At 57.1% G+C, this 17,118-nt stretch carries 13 protein-coding genes; 4 read left to right on the top strand and 9 right to left on the bottom strand.

Annotated features, from left to right (window positions below):
- Nucleotides 1–33: 33 nt before the first annotated feature.
- The 5 genes from VGK48_00350 to VGK48_00330 all read right to left on the bottom strand — a co-directional run bounded on the left by VGK48_00350 (nt 34) and on the right by VGK48_00330 (nt 6,721).
- Nucleotides 34–2,910: a bifunctional transaldolase/phosoglucose isomerase gene (locus VGK48_00350; GenBank protein HEY2379602.1), complete on the bottom strand. Its 2,877-nt coding sequence runs from the start codon at nt 2,908–2,910 to the stop codon at nt 34–36.
- Nucleotides 2,911–2,914: 4 nt separating this feature from the next.
- The gene (gene tkt, locus VGK48_00345) at nt 2,915–4,972 is read right to left on the bottom strand and encodes a transketolase (protein HEY2379601.1); all 2,058 of its coding nucleotides are present in this window, start codon (nt 4,970–4,972) and stop codon (nt 2,915–2,917) included.
- Between the two features lie 126 nt (nt 4,973–5,098).
- Nucleotides 5,099–5,434, bottom strand: coding sequence for a cytochrome c (locus VGK48_00340; protein HEY2379600.1), 336 nt, complete (start codon nt 5,432–5,434; stop codon nt 5,099–5,101).
- A gap of 44 nt (nt 5,435–5,478) precedes the next feature.
- Nucleotides 5,479–6,039, bottom strand: coding sequence for a cyclic nucleotide-binding domain-containing protein (locus tag VGK48_00335; GenBank protein ID HEY2379599.1), 561 nt, complete (start codon nt 6,037–6,039; stop codon nt 5,479–5,481).
- Nucleotides 6,026–6,721 (bottom strand): NapC/NirT family cytochrome c, encoded by a 696-nt coding sequence (locus tag VGK48_00330; GenBank protein ID HEY2379598.1) that lies wholly within the window; start codon nt 6,719–6,721, stop codon nt 6,026–6,028. Before VGK48_00330 ends, VGK48_00335 begins: the two co-directional genes overlap by 14 nt.
- A gap of 149 nt (nt 6,722–6,870) precedes the next feature.
- Between VGK48_00330 and VGK48_00325 the strand changes: the two genes are divergently transcribed.
- Genes VGK48_00325 through VGK48_00310 form a run of 4 tightly spaced genes read left to right on the top strand, consistent with a single transcriptional unit; the run spans nt 6,871 to nt 12,955 of the window.
- Nucleotides 6,871–9,024 carry a hypothetical protein gene (locus VGK48_00325; protein HEY2379597.1) on the top strand — a complete coding sequence of 718 codons (2,154 nt, stop codon included), beginning with the start codon at nt 6,871–6,873 and terminating at the stop codon, nt 9,022–9,024.
- Complete coding sequence (locus VGK48_00320) at nt 9,021–9,899, top strand: hypothetical protein (GenBank protein HEY2379596.1); 879 nt, start codon at nt 9,021–9,023, stop codon at nt 9,897–9,899. The genes VGK48_00325 and VGK48_00320 overlap by 4 nt, the downstream gene beginning before the upstream one ends.
- Nucleotides 9,900–9,903: 4 nt before the next feature.
- Entirely contained in the window at nt 9,904–11,538 is a 1,635-nt protein-coding gene (locus tag VGK48_00315; protein ID HEY2379595.1) for a hypothetical protein, read from the top strand.
- Between the two features lies 1 nt (nt 11,539).
- Nucleotides 11,540–12,955: a cytochrome c3 family protein gene (locus VGK48_00310; GenBank protein HEY2379594.1), complete on the top strand. Its 1,416-nt coding sequence runs from the start codon at nt 11,540–11,542 to the stop codon at nt 12,953–12,955.
- A 2-nt stretch (nt 12,956–12,957) separates the two neighbouring features.
- On the opposite strand, the gene VGK48_00305 is transcribed toward VGK48_00310, so the two are convergent.
- The 4 genes from VGK48_00305 to VGK48_00290 are packed head-to-tail and all read right to left on the bottom strand — an operon-like array spanning nt 12,958 to nt 17,091.
- On the bottom strand, nt 12,958–14,262 hold the full coding sequence (locus VGK48_00305; protein HEY2379593.1) for a TolC family protein: 1,305 nt from the start codon (nt 14,260–14,262) through the stop codon (nt 12,958–12,960).
- An 18-nt stretch (nt 14,263–14,280) separates the two neighbouring features.
- Nucleotides 14,281–15,123, bottom strand: a complete 843-nt coding sequence (locus VGK48_00300; GenBank protein ID HEY2379592.1) for a tetratricopeptide repeat protein — start codon at nt 15,121–15,123, stop codon at nt 14,281–14,283.
- Entirely contained in the window at nt 15,120–16,358 is a 1,239-nt protein-coding gene (locus VGK48_00295; GenBank protein HEY2379591.1) for an efflux RND transporter periplasmic adaptor subunit, read from the bottom strand. The genes VGK48_00300 and VGK48_00295 overlap by 4 nt, the downstream gene beginning before the upstream one ends.
- A gap of 25 nt (nt 16,359–16,383) precedes the next feature.
- Entirely contained in the window at nt 16,384–17,091 is a 708-nt protein-coding gene (locus tag VGK48_00290) for a polysaccharide deacetylase family protein (GenBank protein ID HEY2379590.1), read from the bottom strand.
- Between the last annotated feature and the right edge of the window lie 27 nt (nt 17,092–17,118).

Below are 17,118 nucleotides of genomic sequence, written 5' to 3'. Positions count from 1 at the left end.
AGTTGCATGACAATTGCTCCTTTATCTTGTTGGTTACGCCAGAGCTTTCTGGATCGCACCCGCCAGTTTCGCCAGGCCGGCCGCAACGTCCGCGCCCAGATGGACTCGAAGCGCCCGGCGTTTCCTGTCCGCCAACACCTGGAAATCGCCTCGTGCCTGCGCCGATTTGACCACTCCGAAGGTATATTTTTGTCCGGGAACCGGCAGATCCGCCGCGTCATCCGCAGTGATCTGAAGAAAAACGCCGGTGTTGGGGCCGCCTTTGTACGCCTGTCCTGTCGAGTGCAGAAAACGCGGGCCAAAACCCAGACACGTCGCGACATGCCGAGTGTCGCGAACGGCTTTGCGCATCGTTTGAAGCTGGTCTTCATGGGTTTTGTTCATCTCGACATAAGCCAGCAATGCCAGATAATCCCCGGCTTTGAGTGTATTCAGGTGAGCGCGAAGACAGGCGGTCAGGGATTTATCCGATCCGGCGGCCGACTGCAACGATGAAGCATTTGCTTCGTCTGCGAACAGCTTGATGCCGTCCTCTTCAAGGAAGGGTTGCTCGGCAGGCAGCGATCCGGTTTTTTCAAATTCGGAGGTCAGTTTTTTGGTCGCGATCTTACTGGCCTCGACGTCCGGCTGGTTGAACGCGTTGATACCCAGGATCGAGCCTGCAACCGCGGTCGCAATTTCCCAACGGAAGAATTCCTGCCCGAGCCGGTAGGGATCCGAAACCTGGATTCGCACCAGAGGATGTCCGGCTGCTGACAGAACGTCAACTGCCCGATCCTGTTCCGCATCCGGCGCCGAGGACAGCCGTATGTAAACAAACACCCGGTCGTTGCCATAAACTTCAGGCGGTCCGATCGGCTCGCGATCAACTGGAATCAATCCTTTGCCGTCCTTGCCTGTCGATTCCGCCAGCAGTTGTTCCAGCCACGCGCCCAGGTCGGAGATTCCGGGGGATGCAATGAAAGTGACCTTGTCGCGGCCTTGTTTGGCAAGCGCGCCCAGAACCGTGCCGAGCACAACGCCCGGATTTTTTTCGATCGGAGGGCAGGATGAGCACGCGATCGCCATCTCATCCGCGAGATCCAGAAATCGAGCTGCATCGATGCCGGCTGCGGCAGCAGGCACCATGCCGAAATCCGACAATGCGGAATAGCGGCCACCGATGCTGGGCACACCGAAAAACACGTGCCGGAACGAATCGCCCTCCGCGACTTCCTGCATCTTCGATCCGGGATCGGTCACCGCGATGAATCGATCTCCGGGATGACGGCCGAGCACTTGCTGTGCCCGTTCGAAAAAGTACTGCTTGAAGATGTTCGGCTCGAGCGTCGATCCCGACTTGCTCGAAACGATGAACAGGGTTTTCGAAAGATCGACTTTCTTTTCAATGGCGCGGATTTGTGCCGGATCGGTCGAATCCAGGACGTGCAACTCCGGAAAACCGTCGATTTTTCCGAAGGTCATTTTGAGAACTTCCGGGCACAGGCTGGAGCCACCCATACCCAGCAACAATATGGAAGTGAATTGCCCGGCCTGGATTTCCTTCGAAAGATCACGGAGATGATCGGCATGTGCGATCTGATCCTCTGTGATGCCAAGCCAGCCGAGCCATTTTCCTTCGTCCGACCGGGTCCAGACCGAGGCGTCGCGTGCCCACATGCGGCGCACCTTGCCGCTGAGTTTCCATTCCTCCAGCGATGTTTCGATCGCTTTGGCGGCGTCGGCCGAGACATTATAGGTTTGCGGGGCCAACTCGCCGGCCGGCACGAATTTGCATTTGCGGTCGACCGTGCTGAGCAGTTTGTCGAAAGGTTCGACGAACAGTTTGACCGCCTGGACGACGAGATCGCCGGTTACCTGTTTCATGGAGATTCCGAGCTTCTCCAGTGTCTCCATCGTGTCGTGAGCCGCTTCGATATCTTCGGTCAGGCTGGCGCGCGGGCGGCCGTGGTCACGAAACGCATCGAAGGTCGACGGCGGAACGGTGTTTACGGTGTCGGCGCCGACCAGTTCTTCCACATACAGAACATCGGAATAATTCGGATTCTTCGTTCCCGTGCTCGCCCACAAAACGCGTTGGGTCTGTGCGCCTGCGGCAGCGAGCTTCTGCCAGCGCGGGCCGGAAAAAATTTCCTTGTAGCGCTGGTAGGTGAGCTTGGCGTTGGCAATCGCCACTTTTCCCATGATGCTACGCAGCAGGGCGCGCTCGACACCCGATTCCGCGGTCTTGAGCCGGGCTGTCGCGATGGCATCCACGGCGGAGTCGATGCGGCTGATGAAAAAGCTGGCGACGCTTGCGATTTTGCCGGGGTTGCCGCCCCGAGCCACAAATTTCTCGATTCCTGAGACGTAAGCCCACGCCACGCGCTCATACATCTCCTGGGCAAACAGGAGTGTCACGTTGACATTGATTCCTTCGCTGATGAGCTGCTCGATCGCCGGGATACCCTCATCCGTCGCCGGCACTTTAACCATCAGGTTTTCCCGGCCGACCGTTTTCCACAGCCGGCGCGCCTCTTCGATCGTGCCTTGAGTGTCGTGGGCAAGATACGGCGACACTTCGAGACTGACATATCCGTCCCGGGCGTTGCTGCTCTGATAGACCGTCCGCAAGACATCGGTGGCGTCCTGGATGTCGCGAATCGCAATTGCCTCGTACAGCGCCATCGCATCCATGTCGGGACGTTTTTCGAGTTCGCGGAGCGCTTCGGTGTAGTCCGTGCTTCCGGTGATGGCTTTTTCAAAAATGGCCGGATTCGAAGTGACGCCTGCCAACCCGTCTTCATCGATCATGCGCTGCAGCTCACCGCTTGTGATCAGACTGCGCCGAATATAATCGAACCAGATTGACTGGCCATACTTCTTCAATTCCTTGAGCGAATTGACTACGGAGATTTCCGATTTTGCCATGTTCTCAACTCTCTTTCGTAAGCTGTTCCCGTACCACGCCGACAACTTTCTCAGGTGTGAAGCCAAACTTCTGCTGTAATTCTTTCAGCGGCGCAGAAGCGCCAAATGTATTCATTCCGATGATCGTTCCTGAAGCGCCTACGAACCTCGTCCATCCGAAGGTGCTGGCCTGCTCGACAGCCACACGCGCTTTGATTCCGGGCGGCAGGACGCTGTCCTGATATTTCTGATCCTGTTCGTCAAACAGTTCCCACGAAGGCATACTGACCACTCGAGTCTTGATGCCCTCTGCCCTCAGTTTTTCATATGCCGCCACACATAAAGAGACTTCGCTGCCGGTGGCCATCATGATGGCCACCGGCTTTCCATCGTCGGCGTCAGCAAGCACGTAGGCGCCTCTGGCAAGGCCCGATGCGGCAGCAAAGCGGGTGCGATCCATTGTCGGCAAGGCCTGTCTCGACAGAATGAGAGCGACGGGCTTATGCCGCAGCCTGGTAATCAGCCGCCACGCTTCAACGACTTCGTTGGCATCCGCCGGCCGCAACGTGATGAGGCCGGGAATGGCTCTCAGCGATGCGAGTTGTTCCACAGGCTGATGCGTCGGGCCATCCTCTCCGACTCCGATGGAATCATGCGTGAAAATATGGATGACCGGAAGCTCCATTAAGGCGCTCAGGCGGATCGCCGGCCGCGCGTAATCACTGAAGATGAGAAACCCGGAGCCGAAAGGACGTACTTTCGAAAGCGACAAACCGTTCAGGATGGATGCCATCGCGTGCTCACGGATTCCGAAATGAAGGTTACGGCCGGCCGAACCTGAAGAAGTAAAATCGCCGGCGCCGTCGAAATTCAAACGTGTTTTGGTGGATGGCGTGAGATCTGCCGAGCCTCCGATCAGCCACGGCAGGTTCTTTGCGAGCGCATTTTGCACTTTGTTGGATGCATCACGGCCCGCAAGACCCTTGGCATCCGCGGGAAAGACCGGGAGGTCCTTGTCCCAACCTTCCGGCAGTTGCCTGTGTTGCATCTTGAAAAGGTGTTCCGCAAGCTGAGGATATTCTTTTTTGTACTCGTCGAATTTTGCCATCCAGGCGTTACGCAACTCGCGCCCGCGCCGACCGATCCTTTCCTGAAAGTGATCGTAGACGCCGTCCGGAACCAGAAACTTTGCATCTTCAGGCCAGCCGTAATTACGCTTGGTGAGCCGGATCTCTTCTTCGCCCAGGGGTTCACCGTGCGCCGCGCTGGTGTCCTGTTTATTGGGCGCGCCGTAAGCAATATGACTGTCGACGATAATGAGGGTGGGCCGGTCCTTCGTCGCGTGGAACGTATTGAAGGCGCGAGCCAGCATTTCCAGATCATTGGCGTCGCCGACGCGAAGAACATTCCATCCATAGCTGATAAACCTTGTGGCGACATCGTCACTGAACGCCCAATCGGTATGGCCTTCGATGGTGATCTTGTTGTTGTCGTATATCCAGCAGAGGTTTGAGAGTTTGAGGTGGCCCGCCAGCGATGCCGCCTCCTGGCTGACGCCTTCCATCATGCAGCCATCGCCACACAGGGCATAAACGTTGTAGTCGATCATTTCGAACCCGGGGCGATTGAAGTAGGTGGCCATCCAACGTCCGGCGATGGCCATACCGGCGCTCGTCGCCACGCCCTGGCCGAGTGGTCCGGCGGTTGTCTCGACTCCCGAGGTCCAGCGGTACTCCGGATGCCCGGGGCACTTGCTGTCGAGCTGGCGAAATCGCTTGATGTCGTCGAGGGGAACGGACAATTGTCCCAGGCTTTCATACTCGGGATTGACGGCTTTTACCCCTGTCAGGTGCAGGATCGAATACAACAACATCGATGCGTGGCCAATCGAAAGAACAAATCTGTCCCGGTTGGGCCAGATCGGATCGCCGGGGTCAAATCGGAGGAACTCGTTCCATAGCGAATAGACGACGGGCGCCATCGCCATAGCCGTTCCGGGATGGCCCGAATTCGCCTGTTGTACGGCGTCCATCGACAATGTACGAATCGTATTGATGCAAACCTGATCGATTTTGCCGGCCATGGGTACAACACCTCCGTGTCAAAGTCCCAGGTTCAACAAAGAGGTTAGCCACAAAAGGCACAAAAAGCACAAAAGGCGATCCACCCTTTTGTGCTTTTTGTGGCTAATCCTCCTCAGTTGAACAAGCTATTTTTTCTTCAACGTGCGGAGATAAGCGACAATACTGTCGACATCCGCAGGCATGAGCCCGGTCACGGGTTTCATTTTCCCCATGCCGTTCATCACGACTTTTTTCAAATCGGCATCACTCATCTTCTGGACTTCGTCGGACGAAAGCGGCTTGAATTCGACCTTCAGCGCCGTCGCCATCGCCGGGTTGCCGTTACCGTCGGCGGCGTGGCACGCTTGGCATTTTTTCGCATAAACCGCTTTTCCCGCGGCCGCGTCCTGCGCGAAGACAGGAGCGGAGATAACGATGACTACGAGGAGCGAAAGCAAAAATGCAAAACCCAGTGTTCTCATGAAACTCCTTTCGGAAGATGCTGTTAAACGGTCTTTCTGAATTCTCATGAAGCGCCGCGGCCCTTTCGAGTTTCCACGGTCTTCATCACTTCATCGCGCGCGCCGCGGACGGCGCCTACCATTGCAAGAAAATTCTGTTTTCCAATCACTTCGGCGACGGTTCGCGTACGAGCCCGGACGGTGGCGTTGCGCGGCGCATCCGATAAGAGGGCCATTTCACCAAAATATTCACCCTCGGACAAGGTTGCAAGCACGACTTCGCCGCGGCCCTCTTCACGAACAATCTCGACCTCGCCGGACTTGATAAAATACGCGCATTCTGAACTGTCGCCCATCCGAAAAACGATTTCCCCCGGTTCAAACTCTTCAGTATTGAACAGGCTGTGGCTCCGCGTAAACCTGTACAGCAGAATCCCGCCGCCGAGGACTATCGCCACCGTGCTCAGCACCGGCGCCAGAGACGCCGCGAGAAACAGACTGCCGCCCGTTGTGCGCACGATGAACTGCAGACCCAGACACAGAGCCGCCAACACCAGCAATTGAACGAAAATCAGGAGGCCGGTGGACCCTTCCGCTGTCCTTTTGAGTAAATTACTTTTTTTCAAGCTTGGCCTGCTGCCTTTCAAATGTATGTGCAGGATGTTCGTCTCCGTGACACTCCATGCACTTCATGTCGCCTTTAAAAAGAACCTCCTTGAAGTCGCCGTGAAGCGCGAGCCACTTCTGCGATGTTGCGTGGCATTTCAAACAATCATCATTCTTATACGGCTCACGCATTTTCACAGGCAACTTGTAGGTTCGCGTGTAGTACTTGAATGTGTCAATCATTCCGGACATTTTTGCTTCGACTGTCCCGTGCATTCCGTAAGACGTATGACACTGATAGCACTGATTCGTCGATATGTATTGATTCTTATAGTGGAGGGCCGCGAGGCTCGTGCTCTGGGGATTCCGCAGGTCATCGACATAGGGCTGCATTGTCAAATGGCATGAGGCGCAAAACTCGACATGTTCCGCCCTTTCAAACACCAGTACGGTCCCGACCATGCCCGTCACTACAGGGAACACTCCAAGGCCAAGGATCAGAAGACCCAGGGAGAGGGGACCCGCGACGCGCCCGCGGTAGCGGATCAGGCTGTAGAGGATCAACGCTATTCCGGTGGCAATCAGAATGGTCAGGATGGTGGAGGTCAGGTGTTCAACGGGGTCTTGCTGAAACTGCGTATCTTGCGCATATGCTGGGATCGCCGTCAGCAGTCCAAGAATCGACAACACTCGTAGGCGCATGCGCCACAGTCTTCGACATTGCTGCTGATGCTGTCAAGCTCAGTTTCACTGTTCAAAGTGTTGATGCCTATCTGGTAGAATTCGCCGACCCAGATGCAGAAAAGCATGACGCTGCCTGGTAACTGTTGCTTTGGGAGGTAATGTCACTGGTGAGAACGTTAATTGGAATTCTTGCCATCCAGTTCTTTGCCGTCGGAGGGTTGCTCGCGCAGACGCCTACCGGAAACCCGACCACTGTCCCTTTCAAGTCCCAGGACATCCAGCCTGCGGAGAACTGTCTGCCGTGCCATCAGCGGCAGTACGACGAGCTTCGGAGTTCGGTCAAGTCGGGCTATAGAAATGTAAGCCCACTGTTCAACGCTCTTGAAACGGCGGGAAACCTCATCACGGGCGGGGTATTGCGGCCTGTCTATGCCGATAGCAACAAGACGCTGCCGAATGGCCAGCCATTCAACACGAACATGTTTACGTCGTCCCCGATTGCCAACCTGCAGCAGATGCGGGCGGGGTTTTGCTACACATGCCACAACGCCAATTTCGAAAGGCGAGCGGACAATCCGGCTTTGCGCGAAGTTCCTGAATTGCAGCAAACGGGCAACGCGTTCCGTCCTGATCTTCTGCGGCCCTTGCGCGATTACCATCTCGTCGATTCATCGGGCCACCAGGTTCTCCCGGATACAATCGGCGGACTTCCGCCGGCCAATTCCTTGCCTTCGCCCGGCGCAGCAGGCATCAGCTGCGACTTCTGCCACAACGAAGGCGGTCCGGATCTCACCCGCAGTTTCAAAGGCGACGGTTTCGCCAACACCAGCCTGATCCTTAATCAGTCGGAAGAGAAGGTTGGCCCTTTCTTGTTCCCGGTAGCCCCGAAAGGCAATTTCCACACTGTCAGTAACGATCCGAACAAGATCTCCTATCTGAAGAGCGGTGCGTTCTGCAATACCTGCCACGATGTCCGGCTCCCGGGGGGCGGTCCGGGCGATCTGGCGAACAATGAAGTCAACGTCCATGCGGCAAGCGTGCCGTATCTGCGCCTCGAGAACCTCAGCACCGAATGGCAAACGGGCGCCTACAATAGCATCAACAACCCGTTTGGCAAAGTCACGCAATGCCAGGACTGCCATATGTCCTTGTTTCCTTTTGGCGGCAATTCCACCTATACCGTTAACAATGCGGACCTCGGCCATCCCCTTTTGATTACAAGCGCAACCCCTGCCGTCTATCCGCAAAACTATGCTGCCGTCCCGGGCGTCTCGACCGATGGAAACTACCCGCTGCCCCAACGCCAGGTGGTCACGCATTATTTCGCGGGCACCGATGTTCCACTCCTCAGCGCCCACGACCTGCAGACCCGGCTCGGTCCGGATTACCCCGATCCTTACGTGACCGGTGTGGACGGATACGGTATTCCCAAGGCCTTAGCCGACAGGCGTCAAACCCTTCTCGAAAACGCCGCGCGCATCGATGCCGGACAATCCGACGCGCAGGCTGTCCTTGGCCAGGTGTTCACCGTTCGCCTGGATGCCGTCGGTCTTTCCGGCCACCGTTTCCCGTCGGGCTTCTCACAGGAACGCACGGCGTACATTCAGATGTCGGTGACGGATGATAATGGCTTTGTCCTTTACCAATCGGGATATCGGATCGATAAACCGCATCCCGATACGGGCGAAGCGAAACCCGATGGCAATCTCGACGACGAAGACAACGAGCACCTCCATGTGGTGGTGGATGGCGGCCAGCAGGTTCCGGCCGGGAGTTATGTCACCGGCGCCGCTACCAACGGTTCGAACAACCTGGTCTTTGAACTCGGCCCGGATAATGGCCCGGATGATCGGGTATATGCGGGCGCGGAAAACGGCCTGGTTCTGTTCCGTAACGAATTGACGGTCATTTATGCTCCAGGGACGCCGCTCGGGAGAAATGACGCCAACGGCAACCCGATCGTGCCGACCACTCCACATTATGAGGAGACTTTCAATGCGGCGACCGCCAATACCGTAGACAACTATCGTTCGCTGCAGCCGCTCGTTCCGCGCCAATTCCGTTACCAGATCGTCATGCCGACGCAAGAGGAGTTGAACGAGCTGGGAGTGACGCTGAAGGCGCCCCTTCACATTCACGCACAGATTAACGACGAGCACTTCCCCCCCGTTTTCATGAGATATCTTGCCAAAACCACGGGTCCGAACGGGCCTGGGGGGGATAAACAATTGTTGACCGAACAGACCATGGACACGTTACTGAAAACCAACATGAATCTGGCGTCGTCGGACACGACGGCCACAATCGGAGGTCAGCAATGAAAGTTGCACCTTGGGTTTCGGTTTTGTTCGCAGTGTCCGCCCTGGCGGTTCAGCTGATGGCGCAGAACGCGCCGACAGCCAATCTTACGACAGGCAATGGGCCGTATGTCCCGGGTGTTACCTATCAGGCCGACAATCCGAACTATCTGAATCGCAATCCGTTTTATTTCGAGGGCCGGGTCGACTGGAACCTTTTGAAAATCACGACTCCGTCTACGCCTTGGGAATACACACAGCGCGGCATCCACTATCAGGACGACCTTGTGGATAACACCGACGCCATTACCGATTATCAGGCAGCGATCTCCATGAACAGTTTGAACAACGGTACGTGCCAGATTATTACCAGTGCGGCGTTGGTCGTGCCGAATGCGAATCTGACTCCTGCGCCTTGCATGTTCACTCCACGGCTGCGGTTGGCGCACCTGTTGGCGGAAACTCAACCTGCCGTGGCGATCGGCCTGTACCAGGAAGTTCTTAAGATCGATCCGTTGCGCCTTGGCGTTAATGAATTCATTGGTGAGGCCTATGAGAAGGAAGCTGCGGAAGCTGCGGACAGCCAGTCGGAGACGGCTCTGCTGCAAAGCGCCATCGCTGCCTATCAAGCGGAACTGGCGCTGTCGCCCGTCACTCCAACTTACACGGCATTGACGGGAGATACGGCGAACAATGCCCATGCGCACTGGGCTCTCTCGGAGATTTACAGTCAACTCGGAGATACGGCAGACCAGGTTTCGGAGCTGAATCTTTACCTGGCCGCCACGCAGTGGCACTCCGACACATACGCCTGGCGGATCCAACTCGCAAAGAGCCGGCTTGCTAAACTCAGTACCGGATTCCGGGATAAACCGCGGGCGACCGAGCAAAAAAAGTAAATCCATGCCGTTTCGAGGTCCAAGTCAAAAGACGCTGTTGTTCGTCCTGCGGTTCCTGTTAGCGGTGCCACTGGTCTGGACGCCCGCGGTCTATGCGGCCCAGGCTCCCACGGAGGGTTCCGTCTCCTCCGGGCAAATGAAAGCCGAATGGGACCAGCTCATCTCTACGGCGATCCCTCAAGCCGTTCCCGATCCGGCCTTTGCGCAGCCTCGCGCGTCACAAAAGAGGAGCGGCGTCGATGAGTTTCTCGAACGTTTCCATTTCGAGAGCAATACCAACTACGAGCGCTACCAGACGGATTTTACGGGTAACCCCACCACGGCGGGTGTAATCGATGCGCCGCTGACCGGCACGTTCAACCCGGCGGGAATTCCATCTCCGACCGCCTTTCAGCCGGGCGCCGACCGGATGGAGGAGTTCATCGATTTCGGAACAACCGGCTACGGCTCGGACCGGGTACGAACCCACGTTGCCATGCGGTACCGGCAGGACCTCAATGCGGTGCAGCTGGGTTCGCCTGCCGAAAACGTCATTGAAACGTTTACGGGAAACCATCTGTACGAGCTGCTCGATGCCAATGTCGGGATCAACGGCAAGCCGAGTGATGGAGTTTTCGCCGGTACCGCCTTCCAGTTCGGCCGCCTCAACGTATACGGAGCGGAGCTGGCATCCTTCGACGGCGCCTTGGGTTCGATCGATCACAGGAAATTCACCTTCACGCTCTATGGCGGCCGCCGTTTCTCGTTTTTTTCCGATCCTGCGCAACGCCGCATCGGCGGCGCCAATCTCAACCTCAAACTCGATGCCAATACGTCGCTCGAGTTCGAGACGCTCTGGTACATCAAAGGTTCGAACAAGGTCATACTTCGTAAACGGCTCAGCGACCGCTGGCTCCTCAGCTCGTACCTGCGCGCCTACGGCGGCTCGCCGGTGGATTTCGATCTGTCATTTCTGTACAGCTCCCGCAGCGGCCGCGACTCGATTCGAGGCGGCTTCTTCCAGAAGCTGACGGACAACGATTATTCCTATGACTACACGAGCGACGCGCGTGATCTGGCCGCAAAGAACCCGCTCTACCGGGTTTATCTGGGACCCATCAACCGCTATACACAGTTCAATGTCGAAGCCCACCACCAGTTTTTCTCGAATCTGCGGGCCGGCGGCGTCATCGTGGTTCGCGCGCTCGACGACAATAACGATCAGACTCCTTACGAGACATCCTTCCGCGACTATCGCTTCAATGGACAATACTTTCCCTGGAACAAGATCTCGATGTCTTTCGAATATCATCAGCGTAGCTCCGACCGGCTGAGCCCACTCGGAACCACGACGCTCGATGCTCTTACCGGGACAGGTGAAACGGCTGTGAAAGATCTCAGCGCCGATGTCAGCAGAAGCTTCGGTGAAGGGCGCTTCAGTTTGAGCGGCGGCTTATATTACCGGCGGATCAGCATGCAAGATACGTTCTTCTATGAGGATAATCTCCATCAGAGCGGCCTTCTCGGAAGCGCATGGGTCCGGCTCGACCGCCGCACGCGCGCCTATTTCGATTACAGCCTCGACAATGACTTTTTCCTTTTCACGCCCGATGTGAAGAATTCACAAGTCTTCCGCGTCGGAATCAACTGGAAGTACTGACATGAAAATCAGAATAATCCGAATCCTGTCATGCTTCCTTCTTATGCTGCCGCTTGCGGCGGGTGCGGTGTTTGTGCGCGGTGCGCAAAACCCCGCTGCTCCTTCTCCTGCTCTGGCCGCGCCGGCCGATGGCGCCGGCTTCTTCATTCACGCCTTCCACAAGAAGCAATTTGACGGGAACCTGGAATGCAGTTTCTGTCACGTCGCGGAAAAAGAGGGATCGCTGGTGCTGCAGCGGCCGGGACACGATCAATGCATGACCTGCCACAGCGAGGCCTTCGACAAGGATCTGAACCCGAAGATCTGTGCCCAGTGTCATACCGCGTTTCCGCCCACGGGATCGGACGATCTTCTCCCGTTCCCTCGTTATAAAGGTTCACGTACGATTCTGTTCGAGTTTTCGCACAACCAGCATGTGGATTCCCAGGCGAGAATCGACACTAAAACCGGCTTCCGCGCCGACTGCACGTTTTGTCATAAATTCGATGCCGAGGGTAAGTTCGCGATGTTCCCCAACCACGACCAGTGCGCGGCATGCCACTCCAAGCCCGGCATCAAACCACAGCTTACGTCCGCGCTTTCGGCCGAAGGTTGCCGCGGTTGCCATACGCCCGAAGAAATCGAGAATCCAAGCTTTACCGAAGCGAGGCGCTTCGCCGGCCCGCATCAGACCACGACAGGCAAATATGTGGATATCAATTTCGCCCACGTCACTCACTTCAGGGTCAAAGACCAGTTCAACCTGAATTGCACGACGTGTCATTACGCGATCCCCAACAGCACCAGTATTGCGAATCTGACCCTGCCTAAAATGATCGACTGCGTGCAGTGCCACGACACCGCCCGGGTGCCGAGCGAGTCCAGGATGTCCAACTGCAAGACGTGCCATCAGGACACTGCTTCGCTCAATGCCGCCGTGCCGAACAGCCATACGAGGAATGTGAAGCCGGACTTCCACACCGAAGCGTTCCGGCTGCATCATGAAGAGGAGGCTGCAGCTCCAGGGGCGACGTGCTTTGTGTGCCATCAGCACGTGCAGAGTTCAGCCATGGGAGCCGTGCAATGCGATTCCTGTCATCAGGCGATGAAGCCGGCGAGCCATACGTCGCGCTGGAAAGACGACCTGCACGGCCAGTACGCCGCTATGGACCGGACCACCTGCACGGTGTGCCACAGGGCCTCATACTGCAGTGATTGTCACAACGAACTGCCGCGCAGCCATAATCCGCTGGCGTTGTGGAAGGGCGGTTCACACGCCACACCGGCGAAACTTGACCTGCGGGGTTGCTTTACCTGCCATACCTTCGAGAACACGTGTTCGGAATGCCATATCAATAAGATCGCTATGAACCGGATGAGAATGAAGGAGCCGGAAGCGGCCATGGCGAGAGCGACGCTGCCGCGCGCCAGGAGCTGACTTTATTGGTAGATCCTGCCCAGTTCACCCGTGATGTTCAGCAGTTCCAGCTGGGCTTTCTGCCAGTCGAAGTCGCCATCGAGAAATGTCACCCATTTCTCGCTTTCCTCGTTCCTGGCCCGCTCGACATCCCGAAGATTGGCGCGGCCTTCCTGGAAATTGGCCTGAATCACCTGTAAGTTGTCCTGCGCGATTTCATGATCCAGACGCGCCACTTCACGCGCGGACTCGAGCACGCGCACACGGTTAAACTGGCGGGCGGCTTCGAGTTCAACATTCTGACGGCGGTTCCTTAACTCCATTTCAGCCGTGTTGAGTTCGCTTTTCGCCATCGCGACATTCGACGAACGCTGGGCACTGATCAGAGGGATTTTGATTTGAATGCCGACGGTAACGTTATTCTCCTGAAACTGGCGGTAATAGTCCTGAAGATTGTTGTAAGGGGCGAACCGCCCATATTCGCCGATGATATCCACCGTAGGCCATTTGGCGCCGTTCTGCCCGTTGACGATGTGTTCCCGGGCGCGGCGCTCGTATTCGCTCTCCCGCAGGTCGAGGCTGCTTTCGACTGCACGATCCACCACGTCGCTCTTGCGATCCGAAGTTTGTAAAGCCAGAGGCTCGGTCATGACTTCGATGTGCCGCGCCGGCGGAAGTCCCATCGCGGCCGCGAGCTGTTCCTGGAGTTCGCTTTCGCGGCTTTCGAGTTGACGGATCCGCTGCTCTGTCACGGCGGCCGCCCGCTCCGCCTTTTTGCCTTCGATAGGAAGTTCGTAACCTTCAGTAACGCGCTGCTGCGTATAGCCGATGATCCGAGTATTGCTTTCCCGCTCGTTGCGCATCAGCTCCAGAGAGTGACGGACCTTGGCCAATTCCAGATAGGCGGAACTGGTCTGCAGGGCGACAGAGTTCTGCGTCTTTTCCAGTTCCAGGCGCTGGACTTCCTGACGTTCCTGCGAAGCGCGAACCTGCGCGCGCTGCGGGGGATTGAACAGGCTCTGGATGTAAGAGAGATTGAGGATCGTTGGAGGGGCGCCGCCGGGGGTCTGCGGAAAGCCGTAGTTGAATGCCGCGCCGGAGCCGGTGAACAGATTCGGCTGAAATGCGGAACGGTTGACATCGACGGCCCTCGCCGACTGATTGTATCTGGCTTGCGCGAGCGCCACTTCGCGGCTGTTTCGCAGGGCGGTGTTCACGGCGTCTTTCAGCGCGATCGGTTGAAGGTCCTGGCTCAGGGCAGGCATCGACGGCAGAAGCAGACCTGCAATGCAGGCCGCAACCAGTATCAGGCATCGAATGTTTTTCATAACAGAAGCTTGGGTCCGTTAATGGCTGATACGGGCCAGCCATTCAGTGGCTGATTTGTGTGACGGATAGTCGCTCTTTTCGGGCACGGATGCAATGTAGGATTGCAGCAGCTTTTCGGCGGCGGGCCGGTCCGTTCCTTTCAAAATAAAGGTCACTGCGCGATAGTAGCCGACCCGCGGATCCCGCGCATCCACACGCGAAGCCGCTTCGACGGTTCGTTCCAGCGCGGTCGTGTTCTTGCGATCGGCAAAGAATCCGGCCGCTTCCATATAAGGGTCGATGTGAGCGGGATGCTGGTCCAGCATCGCGACGTACTCGTTTTCCGCCGTTTTCCACTGCTTTTCCGCCGTCAGATAGGCCGCGCGCGCTAGCCGGCCTTCAACGGGGTCAATCGCAGTTATGGCCTCGATCTGCTGCTTGGCTTTGTCTTTATCCCCGCCGACAATCCATGGGGCTTCCACGCAATACTGCATCAAATCCCGCCGGGCTGCGATGTTGAGGGGCGCCAGTCTGACGGCGGCTTCGAATGCCTGCTTGACCTTGCGGGCCAGGAAAAAACTGTGGCTCTCTTCCGCCTTGGCGCCGTATGCGCGTCCCAGCCAGCGGTTGTATTCCGCGTTTTGTGGTGCAAGCCTTACCGCTGTTTCAGCGTGGTTGACGGCTTCGTCATAGTTGCGCATCTCGTAATCGGTCCGGGCGATCCAGTAGTGCAGGATGGGATCGTTTGGAGCGTGTCCCAGAGAAGCAGTCAATGTGGTTAGCGCGGCCTTATAGTTACCGGCATCGAAGTCTGCCCGCGCGGCAGGAATAGGCTCCTGCGACAGCGTTAAGGAAAGGAGCAAGGCGGCCAGCATCGTCATTTTTCGTATCCCGTAACGGGCTCTCCTTCTCTTAAGTCCGTATCAGACTGTAGCGCGACGGCGTCTTCTTCGGCAATTCCGCTTAAAATTTCATAAATAGCCGGGTCGGAGATACCGACCGTTACTTCACGCTTTTGCAGATGCCCATCGGCGATAACGAACACAAAACGTCGGTTTCCGTCGCTTCGAATGGCTGCCCGCGGAAGCGTCAGGACGTTGTCGCGTTTCGCGGTGCGGATTCGCACGTTGATGTTGGTGTTCGGCAACAGCGGAGCCTCGTCGTTATTGATCGAACAGAGAACTTCTCCCACATTTCTGGAACCACGGGAAACAATGGTTTTCGGCAACTGTTCGACAGCGCCGGTCCAGATGCGGGCCGGTAAAGCATCCCAAGTAATTTCGACGGTCTGACCTTCCTTGAGTGAGCCGAGTTCCGGTTCATCGATGAAAGCACGGGCCCGGAGGCGCCGGAGATCGGCCATTTCGGCCAGCGTATCGCCGGTATGGACGAAAGTCCCGGCTTTCGCAGATAAGGTATAAATCGTGCCTGATACCGGGGCGGCCACCCGCGCGGAATTGATTTTCTGTTCGAGCGACTGGATCGATTCCCGGGCCTCGTCGATTTTGAGCGCCGCCCGTTGCGCCTGCGTTTTCGAGCGCTCGGCGATGGCTCTTTTCTTTTCCTCCAACAGCTGGTTATCGGCCTTGGCCTTGTCCATGGCGATCCGGTTCTGATCGATCTCCTGGCGTGTGGCCGCCTTGTTTGCGTACAGGCGCTGAAGAGTATCCTGCTCGTGGGAGAGCCGCGCGACATCGGAATTTGTTTTCAGAAGATCGTTGTCGATCTGCGCGAGTTCATCGCTGGATCCGCCCTGCAGAGCTGTTTTCTGTTCTTCCTGGGCGGTAAGGAGTTGTTCCTTCGTACGAGCCAGCTCGCTTTTAGCATCTGTCGCGTCCAGCACGAGCAGCGTCTCGCCGGCCGTCACGCTGCGGCCCTCGGTGATGTCCATACGGTCGATTCTCGTCGTGAGTTCTGACTGAATGACGTGTGGATCGACCGGCTCGATTTTTCCGTTGCCGGCCGTCCAGGAATTCAGATCCCGCCGGACCGCGTGAGTCACGGCGACGCGGACCGGCCGGTCCCTTCCCGGTCTGGCTGCCGCAACGAACACCAGCACGGCGATTACCGCGATCAACAGGAGTAGCCAGATTGTCTTGGAAGTCCTAGCAGCCATTGGATGCCATCAGATGCCATTACACTCACGGCATTTTAACATGCCCGGTAACGGGGGCCCCTGTTGTGAACCGGATGCCGGCGTCTTTCCAGCGCGGGATCCAGAATTCCAGAGCGTCGAGCATATGGGCCCGATCTGGGTTAGACGTGCGGTGGTCGCCATCGTGAAGCAGAACAATATCGCCCGAGCCGACTTTTTCGAGCCTCCGCCGCGTACTGGAAGCGGCCTGGGGATTCCAATCGTGGCCGTTGACCGACCACATCACAATCTGCGAAAAGCCTGCAGCACGGGCGGCCCCGAAGAATTGCGGGCCACGGAACCCGAAGGGAGGCCGGACGCAGACCGTAGTTTTCCCCGTCGCCCGTATGACGGCGTCATCGCAGCGTTTAAGCTCCTCGACGATACGCCGGCGGCTGAAGAATACAAGGCTCGGGTGCGTATAGGTGTGGTTTCCGATGAGGTGATTGCGGGCCGCGATTTCCGCCATGATGCCATGATGCTCACTGGCATATTTCCCCAGTACAAAAAATGTCGCCGGTACGCGATATTTTTCGAGCAGGGCCAGGAGCCGGGGTGTTACGCGAGGGTTAGGGCCATCGTCGAACGTCAGGGCGCAAGCGTCTCCCGCGCTTCGAATGACTGGCCCGAATAGCTGCGATCGGGGATGGAAGGCTCCCCAGGCGGCGGTCCCGCCGACGGCAATCGCGGGAGCCAGGATGTCGAAGGCGGTCACGGGGGTATTGTAGCAAGGAGTAATAAA

It is taken from the genome of Terriglobia bacterium (assembly GCA_036496425.1).
Classification (GTDB): domain Bacteria; phylum Acidobacteriota; class Terriglobia; order 20CM-2-55-15; family 20CM-2-55-15; genus 20CM-2-55-15.
Note: the sequence above shows the minus strand (reverse complement) of the source record. Positions and strands in the feature narration are given on the sequence as shown.